Source organism: Mesotoga sp. Brook.08.105.5.1, from assembly GCF_002752635.1.
Taxonomy (GTDB): Bacteria; Thermotogota; Thermotogae; order Petrotogales; family Kosmotogaceae; genus Mesotoga.
Genome location: NZ_AYTW01000041.1, coordinates 1 through 12,767, shown reverse-complemented (window position 1 = coordinate 12,767; position 12,767 = coordinate 1). Strand labels below are relative to the sequence as shown.

The window sequence follows — 12,767 nt, the reverse complement described above, 5'->3', positions numbered from 1 at the left end:
AACACATTTGACTTAGAAATCCCAACTTACATCCCAACGCTCGAAACAGTCTTTAGGCAACTTTTCCACGAAATCATGTCCGCTTCTGAAGACGTATCTGTTTCCTATCATAGGCCTTGATCTACCACCCTTCTGTTTGAGAATGTAAAGGTAATCCTTTGCTCTTGTAACGGCCACATAAAAAATTCTTTCTTCTTCGCTCAGAGAACCTTCTAGTATCGCCATTGAATTCGGCAGATCACCCGGATTCACGGCCAAAATGAAAACTACGTCCCACTCCAACCCCTTCGCCTGATGCACAGTTGAAAGCACAACCGCCGGTTGTTTTTCAGCAGACTCCCGTTCAATATCGATCTTCTCGCTAACGGCAAGATCCTCAAGAAGATCGGAAATCGACCTGTAGCGACCGGCAATCTCAATAAGCCTCTCAACATCCATCCTTCTTTCTCTCGCGTCCGGGAATTTGTCATCTAGATAGGCACCGTAGAAAACCTCATAAAAACGCCTTACAATCTCCGAAGGAGGTTCTTTTTCATCGAGATCACTGAAAAGGGCAGCCAACTTGTCAAGTTTCACCCTGTTGCTTACATGCGACCCAATTACATCAACCGGTTTGTGACCGTCATTAACTGCTGCGGTTATTCCCTGAATTATTCTAAGAGACGTTGCGCTTCCTACACCGGGAAACAGCCTCAAAGTTCTTCCCCAGGATATTTGATCCAGCGGGTTTTCGATAACCTTCAGTATTGCAAGTATATCTTTAACGTGAGCGGTTTCGGTGAATCTGGGACCCGAGTAAAGGGTGAAATTCATCTTTCTCTTGTCCATCTCCATCTGGAGCTCGAGAGAATGATAGTGTGAACGGTATAGAACGGCTATCTTATCGGGGTTTATACCATCGTCTACGTGTTCCTGGATCTTCTGAGCGACAAAAGAAGCTTCTTCCAGATTGTCCCAGGTCTCTGCAACGACCGGAATCGGTCCGTTCATTCTAACCGCCCGAAGTTGCTTTTCAATGGAGTCTTCGGGAACAATGGAGTTAACTAAATCGACAATCTGTGGGGTTGATCGGTAATTAGTCTGAATCTTAAAGATCTTTGCATCTTTGGTAGCAAGAAAATCATAGACGTTTTCGAACCTTGCTCCCCTGAATGAATATATCGACTGGGCATCGTCTCCGACAACTATCAGGTTTCCGTGAATGGAAGACAACATTTCGACGAGCCTGAACTGCAAAACATTGGTATCCTGAAACTCGTCAACAAGAACCCATCTGAAGCGCTCGGCCTCTTTTCGAAGAATCACGGGATTTTCATTGAACATCTTGAGAGCCTTCAACAGCAGATCGTCATAGTCAACACAGTTCTGAAGTGTCTTTTCTTGAACATACCTCTTCCAGATCTCTTCAATCTCGTCATATGAACCGAGAAACTTCCGATTCTGCCTCGCAATCGACTCTCTCAAAGACGAAAGCACGTTTACCGAATAAGAATAGATGCTTTGAAGAACTCCTGCTGAAGGTAGAGTCGAACTGTTGATACCTTCTCTTTCTTCAAGCAACTCCGCCCTACAATGCTTAATGAGATCTTTCGAATCCTCTCTGTCAAGGATAGTGAAATTCTCTTTCAACTCGGCTGCCTTCGAGTATTTTCTCAAGAAGTAATTGCACACGTGGTGGAATGTTCCTGAAAGCATTCCCTGGAGGCTTGATCCGCTGGTTCGCCTGGCCCTATCGATCATCTCTCTGGAAGCGGCCCTTGTGAATGTGACGAGAAGAATATTCTGCGGGCTCACCGAATTCGATACTAGATGCGCGATCTTATACGTAATCACACGGGTCTTTCCTGAACCCGGCCCCGCCACTATCAGTGAACGGCCGTTTGATTGGACGACAGCTTTCAGCTGTTCCTCGTCTAGTCCTTCGCTAAGAAATTCGGGAATCTCTGAACTTTTGAGAGTATATTTCTTCATCGACCACAGCGGCCCCCTTCTGCTAAGATTTTACCATAACGATGAAATCGCTTCACTGAGACTCTTTCGATACCCTGGAGGTAACAATGAATGAAGAAAGCGGTGGAATGAAGCAGATAGTTGTCTCTCTCTTGCTGTTGCTCTGTGTGTTTCTGATAGGAATCTTTGGATACTCAATAATCGAAGGATACCATCCTATCGATTCCTTTTTCATGGTAATGATCACGATCTCAACAGTTGGTTACAGCACCCCTACTGACCTGACTGAAGCCGGGAAGGTGTTCACCAGTATAATTATACTTGCGAGCATCACCATCGTTGTTTACGCAGTTTCAAACATAACGGCTTTTCTTGTAGAAGGAAGAGTCAATAAGCTTATCAGGAGGAGAAGGATATTGAAAACAATACAAAAACTGGAAAACCATTTTATTGTAATCGGAGCTGGCGACCTGGGATCAACAATTGCAAATGAGATATCTAAGAGAAACTATGACGTGGTGATTGTTGAGAAGAGAGAAGAAAGGCTCCGTGATCTGACTAAGAAAGAGGGAGGAAAGCTAATATTCATCTCCGGAGATGCCACAGAGGAAGAGACCTTGAAAAGCGCAGGCGTTGACAAGGCACAAGGTTTGCTCGCATGTCTTCCGGACGACGTAGACAACATCTTCGTAGTTCTAACGGCTAGAGGAATGAACAAAAACATGAAGATAATTTCCAAGGTAACCCATGGTGAGAACATCAACAAGTTGAGTTATGCGGGAGCAGACAAAGTAATTCCCATCCAGGAGATTGGAGCGCACAGAATGGTCGCAATGATGCTAAACCCAACGATCACTGGCTTTCTGGATAGTATCTCGCAATCAGGTTCACTGCAGTTGCGTTTTGAAGAAGTCAGAGTGCCGGAAAGCTTCCCCGAAAAAGGGCAGACATTGGAAGCGCTTAGAATACCACAGAAGATAGGCTTGATTATAATTGCAACAGTTACGGGCGGAGTTAGCAAGTTCAATCCAAGTGCTTCGACAGTAGTTAAGCCCGGTGACAGCCTTATGGTCCTCGGAGGGCATGAGCAAGTACTTAAGCTCCAAAGTTTCCTGAAGGGCGATCTAGAGGGCTGATTGCTCAGTGAGCCAATGTGATAGATCTCAAGGAATCAATGGCGCCTTATGAAAAGCGCCCGGCTTATAGAGATCTCCTATCTCTTATAAGATGAAATCATTATTCAGTCATTAGAGAAATTCAAAATAGGAGGAATCGGAATGGCAGACAAAGCGGTAAAATATTCGGCAAAAGGCATAGACTTCGCACCGGGAATAGCGGGATTCTCTGCGAAGGCAGTAGAGATCAACTCCCCGTTCTCAGGAAGACCCGAGGCTCACAAGTATCAGCATGACCTATATGTAGTGATTTCGGGAACTGCGAAGGTCAAAACTGGAGTGCTCAACGGTGACATAAAAGAAATCTCCGATGGCGAGTTCAGGAGTGAAGAAATGATTGTCGAAGAAGAACACATTCTCCAAATAGGAGATTCACTGCTGATTCCTACCGGGGTAGGCCACTCGCTAATCGTCGAATCCGGGACCTATTCGCAGTGGGTCTTCAAGATTGATAAGAAGTGATCTTGCTGATCAATCGTCCTCCTTCAGCTGTCCAAAAGCATGGACCCGTTCACCGATGAGATCAACCGAGAAAGGGCGTTGTCGAGACGTTCGCTATGCTGACGAGAAGGCGAGAGAAAAGCCAGTCACTGCTGAAGTAAGACGCAATGCCGCCTTCGGCGGGACGCAAGGCTGGCGAAGATCTTGCCAGGTCGCTATGCCCGGAAGAGCATCCGGGGACGCAAGGCTGCCTTCGGCAGGAGGCGAGGCCGACTTCGTCGGGAAGTGATGCTGCTGCGAAGGAAGCCTCTCAGGTCAACCGTCAACGGTCCACCGTCCACCGAAGATCCGCTGTGCGCTTAAGAGCGAGGACCCGCTGATCGCTGCTCAAAACAACGTTCTCCGTCAACGGGCCGCCGTCCACCGAGAAGAGCCGTTGAGCCTGCGCTGGCGCCCTTAGACCCGCTGGTCGCTTGCCAAGAGATCGGGTTGATAGGGGCGGGTTAAGAAATTCGGGTTGCTAAGAGCGGGTTATCAAAACCGGGTTATGAAGATCGGGTGTAGTAAGAGGAAGATTTGTTCTTCGCTCCAGAGCTAGGATTTGTTCTTCGTTCTTGGTCAAAACCATAACTCAGTAACGTGGAGATCCTTACCAGGAGCACGAGGATTACGAGGAAAGTAGATTCATGTAAAATAATCATGGCTGTCATCCCAAGTTACTCATACAAGCTCCTTCCTTTGTCATCCCGTGATGAATTTGCACGGGATCTGGTCTTGAGAACGATCCAAGAATCGAGATTCTGACCAGCATGTCAGAATAACGGGATGAGGTTAGGGAAGGGTTTCGACTTTGCGTCACCAGGAACGAGTTATGAAGATCGGATCTGAAGGATCGGGGCGCACGACTCTGCTTATGCAGACCAGTCGGGCTTTGCCCGACAGCATTGCACACAAATATACTAGTCAGTGCAATTCGTTTTGTTTCAATAGTGGCTGACTTCAATATTCTGGCCGTCCCGTGGGCGAAGCGAACTTCTCGAAAGGATTTCTCTCGTCTCCTCTCGATCTTATCGGTAAACGCGTCCTTGCTTTTGGACGGTCAACGACTCTTCATTTTCAGTGTCTGCTTAAACGAGTGTGGACTGCGACTGGAATGAAAACTCGCGTGCCTCCGAATTTTTCCTGAAGTGACTTACCTAATTCTTACGGTCTCGTCTCTATCGACATTTCCCTTGGAATCATGAATCACTAACTTGCCTTCAGGACTGCTGCCGGCTAACTCCGAAGCAGCGGTAATTGTATCGTCCTTTTCGTCAAACCGATGAATGATTCTCTCTTCACTTTCGTGATCGACTATCCAGGATCCTTCGTGGGGTCTCACATGGTAGATGTTTTCAATAATCTCTTCACTAATACTCGGAATCTTGCGTAGTTCTTCATGGTGATCCATGAAATGCACCTCCTACACATCACTGACAAATCATAGAACCGCGAAGTTCAAAAGCTCATCCAATGTCACTCTCGGAACTCGACTCTCTTGCGAACAAAGCGGCGCCGTAAGCTCCCATTATATCGGGTATTTCGGGGATGAGGATCTCCGTTCCAAACAACTTATTCAAAGCCTCCACTACCCCGGGGTTTCTCGCAACCCCTCCGGTGAAGACAAGAGGTTCTGGAGATCCCAATCTTGAATACATCGCTCCCACTCTTCTTGCTATCGCCTTGAATAGACCGGCCGAAATATCCTCAATTCTTTCTCCCAATCCTATCAGCGAAACAACTTCAGACTCGGCAAATACAGTGCAAACCGAACTGATCGAAATGTCCTTCTTTGATTTTCGGGCAAGCGACGACATCTCTTCGGTGCCAAGCTCAAGAGCAGAAGCCATCACTTCAAGAAACCTTCCCGTTCCGGCGGCGCACTTATCATTCATTGCAAAGTCTTCTACACTTCCCCCGGAATTCAATCGGATAACTTTGCTATCCTGACCGCCTATGTCGATGATTCCTCGGGCTTCGGGGTAGAGTTCGAAAACGCCTCTGGCGTGACATGAGATTTCTGTGATCTTATCACTTGCAGATGATACGAGCAGCCTTCCATAGCCCGTAGAAATGCACTTTCCAATTTGATTTCCATTCTTGCGGGAGAATTCGGTCATCTCCTGTATAAGAACTTCTGCTGTATTCGAGGCCCTAATTCCCGTTTTCAAAGTCTTCGAGAAGAGTATCCTGCCGTTCCCGTCAACCAGAACGCCATTGGTAGTCGTAGAACCTGAATCAACTCCTGCGTAAATCACCGTACTTCCCTCCTCAGCATGCGATACTGATCTGAAGTCGCTCTTCTCCATCAAAGCCCCGATTCTTGTGGTCAGTTGTCCATCTGAATTTAGAGGAAAATCGAGTTCAACTCTGTAACTCTTTCCGTTGTCGCCGGCACGAACAAAGTCGAAGAAGTCGCAAAACTTAGGAACCACAAAGACAGTCGCATCTGCTCTGTCATCTGAAGCTGGAAATGGCTCGGAGAAGCGACCACAAGGAGATCTCCACCTCAGCAGACGTTCGGCAATCGCAACAAGTGGTTCGATGTTATCGGCAGTCTTGCTAGAAAACGGTCTTCTTCCCAGGCAGGTCTCATTTGATACTGTTATTGCGCCGGCCTTCTCCACTGCATTATCGAAGCTTTTCAGATCAGTCACTCCGCCGCTAAGTGCAATCCGTTTTCCCGATCCATCGCTCTTGGCATTAGAAGAGCTTACTTCGGCTTTCCTGCCATCTAGCGCCGAAAGATAAAGCCTTGATAACTCCGTCCCTTCAACCAGCATTTCATTTGCCTGCACATACTCCACAATATCGTTGAATCGGTTTATTCCAGTATGCAGGTCAACTGTAATACCGGAGTTCTGGAGGAAAGCTGTCAGACCGACAAGCTCGCGGCAAAGAAATTTCACCGCGTCAGCGTCTCTCTTCCACGGAAGTCTGAGGATGAAAACCTTGGCTGACGAAAGCTCTGAGAGAAGATCTCCGACTCTGCGCATCGCATCACAAGAGTCGGCTATCAAGAGACAATCATCTGAATTCAGTTCCATCCCTTTTTTGTAGACGGTCTTTGCATAACCGCACAAATTGCATCCAAGTTCGTGACAAGAGGTCGGAGCAGAGGAGGTGATTCTGTGGAATTCACAGGCGCTTCCGAGCATCACTTCCATTGGTATGTAGCTGCATGAATAATAGATCATCTTCTCTTCTCCACAATTTCCAGGAATGCTTCTGTCCTAGTCCGCAGCTGCCCGGCTCCCTGAGATGAATGGTCAACACAGTCACCCGTCAACTCAAGAAAGGGAATTCTCTCCTCTTCGAATATACTCTTCAAGTAACTCACTCCTCCGGCCGACTGTCTGCATCCCCAGTGAGAAAAGTGGATCACTCCATCTACCCTAAAGCTGCGTGCAAGATCCAGGCAGAAGTTTCCACGATCGACCACGCTTCCACAAAGAGGATTATAGACAAGTTTCTCTGCGAGACTCTCAAGTGGTCGCTGTGGATCAACCGGATACATCCAGTCCCACATGAGCTCACTGGCAACCACGAGGTTTTTCGATCCCGGAACGAAGAGATTGAAAAGCTCATTATCGTAATAGGGAGGAATGTGAAGCCAGAGGATCTTCCTCGCGTTTTCGGGAATCGCTTCAAGCCTTTCGTGGATACCTCTGGAGGCCGCCGCAATTCTCCCATCCCCGGCCAGAGTATGAAGTACATACAACGAGTTCATGTGTTCATACAAGTGCTGAGGCAGATACGAGTCTTCCGTTCTGGCTTTCGACTCCTCGAGGTTTTCCATGAGTTCTCTTTCATAAGACAATCTCAACGACAACTCATCCATTTTGAAGGGGGCCCCTGTGATTTCTTCGATCGTACCGACAACTTCTTTCAGTTGCGAGAGAACGTATCCTACAGCCTCACTCTTTCGACCTCTTGGCACATCTATCAAAATGAAAGGAACATCGTATTCCTTGGCTATTCTTTTGAAGGTTGGAAGATTTCCATCGCAGAGAATGCTTGTCGTCATCACCAACTTTGGCGGGGGGAGAAGCTTTCTCATAGATACTCCAACAGAAGCTCTATGAAACGTACAGAGGGAGTCGCTTATTCCCGCCTGTGAAGAATATGCTATCGCCGTGTCCTCAAGATGCATCGACGAAAGCGCTCCAGAAATGCCTTCGGCAGAGACGGGGTTAAGACCCGCAGAAAGAAGAAGCTCAGAAGGGGCCATGAGATTCACCCACACGGTACTGATACCCTTTATTGCAAAATAGACTTCCTCAAGCGCTAGATGATTGACCGTATTGACAAATCGAGGTCGACCCCTGTCTGGAAAATGCCTTCTTCTGAGGTTCTCAAATTCCATGCCTAACTGAAGCCATTTCTTGAACTTTTCGGTATCATCTATGTAATTTCTTAGAAAGCTTCCGAATTTCACACTCTTTCGCGACATCTACTATACTCTCGCTCCTGCCACAATGAATTGCTGTTATCAACCCATTGTCCCTTTGAGTCGGGATATTTGACTGAACTCAATTATAACCTCTTACGAACAAAGAGTCTGATAGTTCACCGGTCAGCTACTTCGCGCCCGCGATATGCTTGATCACTCTGAATCTCTTTCTGCATGACTGGGCGATATTGACCCGCTCTCTCCAAACAGGGCAAAGGAAAGGGATTTCCGAAAGTGATAGCCGTATATCGCAAATTCCACCGACAGTGGGAAAAGCGACGGCTTAAAGAAGGCCGTCCACAGTAACAGTAGCCAGTAGTGTATTCTGCCTCTTTCACGGATTCCAAGTACCCATAGGGACTTCAGAAAAGCCTTAAGACTATCGGAAAGGGGTCTTACATGTCTAGGTGTATTAGGTTTATAGTTCTTAAGAAAGGTAATGACTCTCTGACGGTAAGGTTTAGGAGCGTAGATGCTCTTAAGTATCTCATAGTAACCGTCTTCAAGGTTCTTGAGTCCCATCTTAGGAACTATGTTAGTCAGAATGCTTGTGTTATTTCCAGAGAACTCCGATGCGATCCTGTTCTCTTCTTTCAACCTCATGAAGAGTCTTGTACCTGTAGGCGCAGTGAGGACACCAACCATTGCCGTCACTATACCGCTCTTCTGAATGAAATCGATCATGTTTCTGAATACCGAAGGCTTATCGTGATCGAAGCCCACAATGAATCCGCCCTGAACCTGCAGCCCAAACTGCTGCATCTTCTTTACAGATGAGAGTAAATCTCTGTTTCGATTCTGATACTTACCGCATTCAAGAAGGCTTTCCTCCTCGGTAGTCTCTATGCCGACGAAGACGGTTCCGAAATTTGCGTCGACCATGAGTTTCATGAGTTCATCGTCATCCGAAAGATCAATTGAGACTTCTGTATTCAGTACAAAAGGATAATTCCTCTCTTTCATCCATTCGGCTACTGCCGGAAGAATCTCTCTCTTCAGCTTCGTCTTGTTGCCGATGAAATTGTCGTCCACAATGAAGACTCCCCCGCGCCAACCAGCCTCATATAATGCTTCCATTTCGGCAGTGAGTTTTTCCGCGCTCTTCGTCCTGGGAATTCGTCCGTTTAGCAGAACAATGTCACAGAACTCACAATTATAAGGACAACCTCTGGAATATTGAATGTTCATTGAAGAGTACTTTCTCATGTCAAGAAGCGCCCAGTTTGGAATGGGGCTGGTTCCGATATCTGGAAAGCCGTCAGATCTGTAAATGTGCTTAGCCTGGCCTTTCTCTAAATCATGAAGAAACGGCGCCAGAGTCATTTCTGCCTCGCCAAGAACAAGATGATCGACTTCACTGAACTCCTCGGGTCTGGTTGTGAAAAGCGGCCCGCCCGCTACAGTTTTGACACCAAGCTCTCTGCACCTTTGAATGACCTTCTTTGCCGAGTCAAGCTGAATGTCCATCGAGCTAATCATTACGTAGTCGGATTCTGTGATATCTTCATCACGCAGAGTGTCCGTGTTCATATCGATGAGCTTCTTCTCCCATTCTTCGGGCAACATGGCAGCAACGGTCATGAGACCAAGTGGGGGATACGCCGCTTTTTTAGAAACAAACTTCAAAGCATGCTTGAAACTCCAGAATGTCTCCGGGTATTCAGGGTAAACCAACAGAACTCTCAAGATCTCACTTCCTTTTTTCTTAAGATACCCATGACTCTGTTTCCGTAATAGAACGTTCGCGCGAAACAGTTCAATCTGCGGGATAAGAGACTGCGAAAACTGCCGTGACATTACCTAGAGTTGATTTGGCATCATTTGTTCAGCTGTCGGTCTAAGCCACTTTGCCGTAGTTGTTATAACGAAAGAGTATTCTCATTGAAAACATGGACTCGATTACTTATCCCGCTGTAATATCAATTTTATCACGCAGGCTAGTCAAGAGAACTCGCGAGCAGACATGAAGCACTTTGATCTCAGCGAATTCATGACGAGAATCCTTGGGTCATGACGAGATGCGGCTTCTTTGACATCGTCCTGGTCGAATGGTTAAAATCCTCAGGAGCTGCTGCATGACGGCGAGAATTGCGCAATCAATAAGGACCAGTTTATCTCGGCATCTCTCTCTGTTCAACAAGAACGACTCATAGAACCCACCCCTTACTATTTCGTGAGAGTCACCCAACCTGGCTACAAGAGACTTAAAGGTTTCGGTTTTCCAAGACCTCGCACAAAGCCGAATTGTCAAGAGAGGCTTGTCCAATTGCCTAGTTTTTGTTTCTTAAATGGTGCATCAGACCATTCCCGCCTCGCGAAATTCTCGGCAAATGCTTCACTTACATTGAGTTTCTTGGATTCGCGCTCCCGGTTCAAACGAGAAGCCTATCCCCTGAAAAGGTCTCCACTCAAATTAAATCCACGAACTCTTCTCTCGCAACGAAGAGCGCGGGCAAAGCTTGATCCTAAATCGCATCAAATAATTCGATATATTTACAGAAAGCGTTTATCAAAGATCGCTATATACTTCTTCACCTTCAATGAATACTCTCTCTGTCTTCGCCGAAAGGTTAAATGGATGATCAGTCCAGATAGCAATATCTGCGTCTTTTCCAACTTCAAGTGATCCAACTCTCTCATCTATCTTCAAAATCTTCGCAGCATTTATCGTCACCATCTTGAATAGATCGTCCTCTTTGGAGCCGTAACGTAAAGCCACACCGAGTTGAACGTTCGTATTTTCGAGAGGAATGACTGGATGATCACACATGAAAGCTGCCAGGACGCCTTTTTCGTTGAGTATTCTTGGCGCATCGTAACTCATGTCCTTAAGCTCGAGTTTCGTTCGAAAACCGAAAATAGGTCCAAGAACAACCGGAACATTGTTACTCTTGAGAAAATCTACTATCTTGTAGCCTTCAGTTGCGTGCTCCACAACAAGATCAAAATCAAACTCCTTTGATAGCCTTACTGCAGTCAGAATATCATCCTGTCTGTGAGCGTGAATTCTTGCGGGAATTTCCTTCTTGAGCACTTTTTCTCCTACCTCAAGTTTCGGGTCTATATCCGTGAAGGGCTTCCCCTCTTTCTCAGCAGCCTTCTTCTTCTCAATGTAGGCCCTGACTTTTGTGAAGTAACCACGGATAACAGCTGCCGTTCCCAGTCTAGTGGAAGGCGTTTTCTTGAAACCTTCTCCGTAGACTCTCTTGGGGTTCTCTCCTGTCGCCATCTTCAAACCTGCTGGAGCGCGAACAACCATGTCGTCGACTATCAGGGTTTTCTTGAACTTGAAGATAGCGCCCTGACCCCCGACCGGGTTTGCACTACCGGGAACAACCATGACAGTAGTGACTCCTCCTGATAACGCGCGCTTTATTGCGGCATCCTGAGGATTAAACGCGTCAACGACTGAAACATCGGGAGTAAGAGGATCTGTCGCTTCGTTTCCATCTCCGTAATAGCCGCCTACACCCTCTTCATAGATTCCAATATGAGAGTGGGCATCAATGAAACCGGGGAAAATATACTTTCCCGAAGCATCAATTACCTCTGCATCAGGTTCCTCTATTCCCTGGCCTATCCGCTCAATCTTTCCATTACCGATCAGGACATCGCCTTTGAATGGATCGGATGTGATAGGGTAAACTGTACCATTCTTTAGTAGTATTGACATGAAAGACCTCCTTAGTTCAGTAGTATATTTAGATTCTATCAGAAGTGATACGTAATGCACACTTATCGATATGCCATCTTGTTCTGGAGCCGACTGTCAGGAAGGAGTATATTATGCTTGAAGATGCTGTAGGAAGGGAGTATTCAAGAAACGATCTAGAGAGAAACTGTGCAGAGGCGATGGTTTACGGAGCAAACGAGGAATTCAATCTAAATCTTCCCAAAGAAGCGTTCGACACCATGGGTGCCTTCGGGGGAGGAATGAGAGTTGGAAGCGTTTGCGGTGCAGTAATGGGTTCCCTCGCGGTGATTGGCATTCTTTTCAACAGTGAAGAATTCGAGAAACAAGAGAAAATGAAACGTATCGCCGAAGAATTCCTTGAGGAATTCGAGAAGAGATACGGTCATCTTGATTGCAAAGTACTTAAAGAAAAGTACAGGGATGAAGTTATCGGATGTGAGCCAACCGTAAGAATGGCCGCGAAAGTGCTTGAAGAGATAATCGTCAAGTACGAAAGAGAAAAGACTAACTGATGACGATCAAATGAAAAGAAACGAGAGAGACCAACCGAGAGCTTTGCTTCTAGAAAAACCATATTCGAGAGTATTAAGAGCAAGGAGAGAAAGCAGATCCTGCATAGTAAGAAAAAGCAAAAGGCCCGGGTCGGGGGTTGCGGTAGGGATTGGAAAGAGCAAAGCGATATCAGTTGGCCGTTAAACGGTTCTCCTTTAGCCGAGGGAAAAACCAGTGCTTCGTTCCAGAGCGAGGATCTGTTCTTCGTTCTTGGTCAAACCAGAAAAGCTACATGAGACGAAAAAAGAAGGGTAAGACTCTGAATCAAGTTCAGATGACGCGTTGTGACATTTTTGCTCTTCCGACCTCTTGCCTCTGACCTCAGGCTCTTCCCAAGGACGGGTTCATGATCTGGGACGAAGGACTAAGGACGGCTCTTCACAGCGTTCAGCGGGTCTTTGTTCTTAAGCTTACAGCGGATCTTCGTCCAGTGTACAAAGGGGATTTCATACGACCTCATCTT

Annotated in this window: 9 protein-coding genes; 3 read left to right on the top strand and 6 right to left on the bottom strand. The window is 46.6% G+C overall.

Annotated features, from left to right (window positions below):
• Positions 1-12: 12 nt before the first annotated feature.
• Complete coding sequence (locus V512_RS12070; protein ID WP_099830710.1) at positions 13-1,971, bottom strand: ATP-dependent helicase; 1,959 nt, start codon at positions 1,969-1,971, stop codon at positions 13-15.
• An 86-nt stretch (positions 1,972-2,057) separates the two neighbouring features.
• Here V512_RS12070 and V512_RS12065 point away from each other — a divergent pair, with 86 nt between their 5' ends.
• Positions 2,058-3,086 carry a potassium channel protein gene (locus tag V512_RS12065; protein ID WP_099830709.1) on the top strand — a complete coding sequence of 343 codons (1,029 nt, stop codon included), beginning with the start codon at positions 2,058-2,060 and terminating at the stop codon, positions 3,084-3,086.
• A 141-nt stretch (positions 3,087-3,227) separates the two neighbouring features.
• Positions 3,228-3,587, top strand: a complete 360-nt coding sequence (locus V512_RS12060; protein ID WP_099830708.1) for a hypothetical protein — start codon at positions 3,228-3,230, stop codon at positions 3,585-3,587.
• 1,171 nt (positions 3,588-4,758) lie between these two features.
• Here V512_RS12060 and V512_RS12050 read toward each other — a convergent pair.
• The 5 genes from V512_RS12050 to V512_RS12030 all read right to left on the bottom strand — a co-directional run bounded on the left by V512_RS12050 (position 4,759) and on the right by V512_RS12030 (position 11,731).
• A complete protein-coding gene (locus tag V512_RS12050) occupies positions 4,759-5,016 on the bottom strand; it encodes a DUF2188 domain-containing protein (RefSeq protein ID WP_099830706.1) in 258 nt (85 codons plus the stop codon).
• 55 nt (positions 5,017-5,071) lie between these two features.
• Positions 5,072-6,802, bottom strand: coding sequence for an acyl-CoA dehydratase activase (locus V512_RS12045; RefSeq protein ID WP_099830705.1), 1,731 nt, complete (start codon positions 6,800-6,802; stop codon positions 5,072-5,074).
• Positions 6,799-8,058 carry a 2-hydroxyacyl-CoA dehydratase family protein gene (locus V512_RS12040; RefSeq protein ID WP_099830704.1) on the bottom strand — a complete coding sequence of 420 codons (1,260 nt, stop codon included), beginning with the start codon at positions 8,056-8,058 and terminating at the stop codon, positions 6,799-6,801. Before V512_RS12040 ends, V512_RS12045 begins: the two co-directional genes overlap by 4 nt.
• Positions 8,059-8,211: 153 nt before the next feature.
• Positions 8,212-9,744, bottom strand: coding sequence for a B12-binding domain-containing radical SAM protein (locus V512_RS12035; protein ID WP_099830703.1), 1,533 nt, complete (start codon positions 9,742-9,744; stop codon positions 8,212-8,214).
• An 823-nt stretch (positions 9,745-10,567) separates the two neighbouring features.
• Positions 10,568-11,731, bottom strand: a complete 1,164-nt coding sequence (locus V512_RS12030) for an amidohydrolase (protein WP_099830702.1) — start codon at positions 11,729-11,731, stop codon at positions 10,568-10,570.
• Positions 11,732-11,844: 113 nt separating this feature from the next.
• Here V512_RS12030 and V512_RS12025 point away from each other — a divergent pair, with 113 nt between their 5' ends.
• A complete protein-coding gene (locus tag V512_RS12025) occupies positions 11,845-12,264 on the top strand; it encodes a C-GCAxxG-C-C family (seleno)protein (protein ID WP_099830701.1) in 420 nt (139 codons plus the stop codon).
• Positions 12,265-12,767 lie beyond the last annotated feature (503 nt).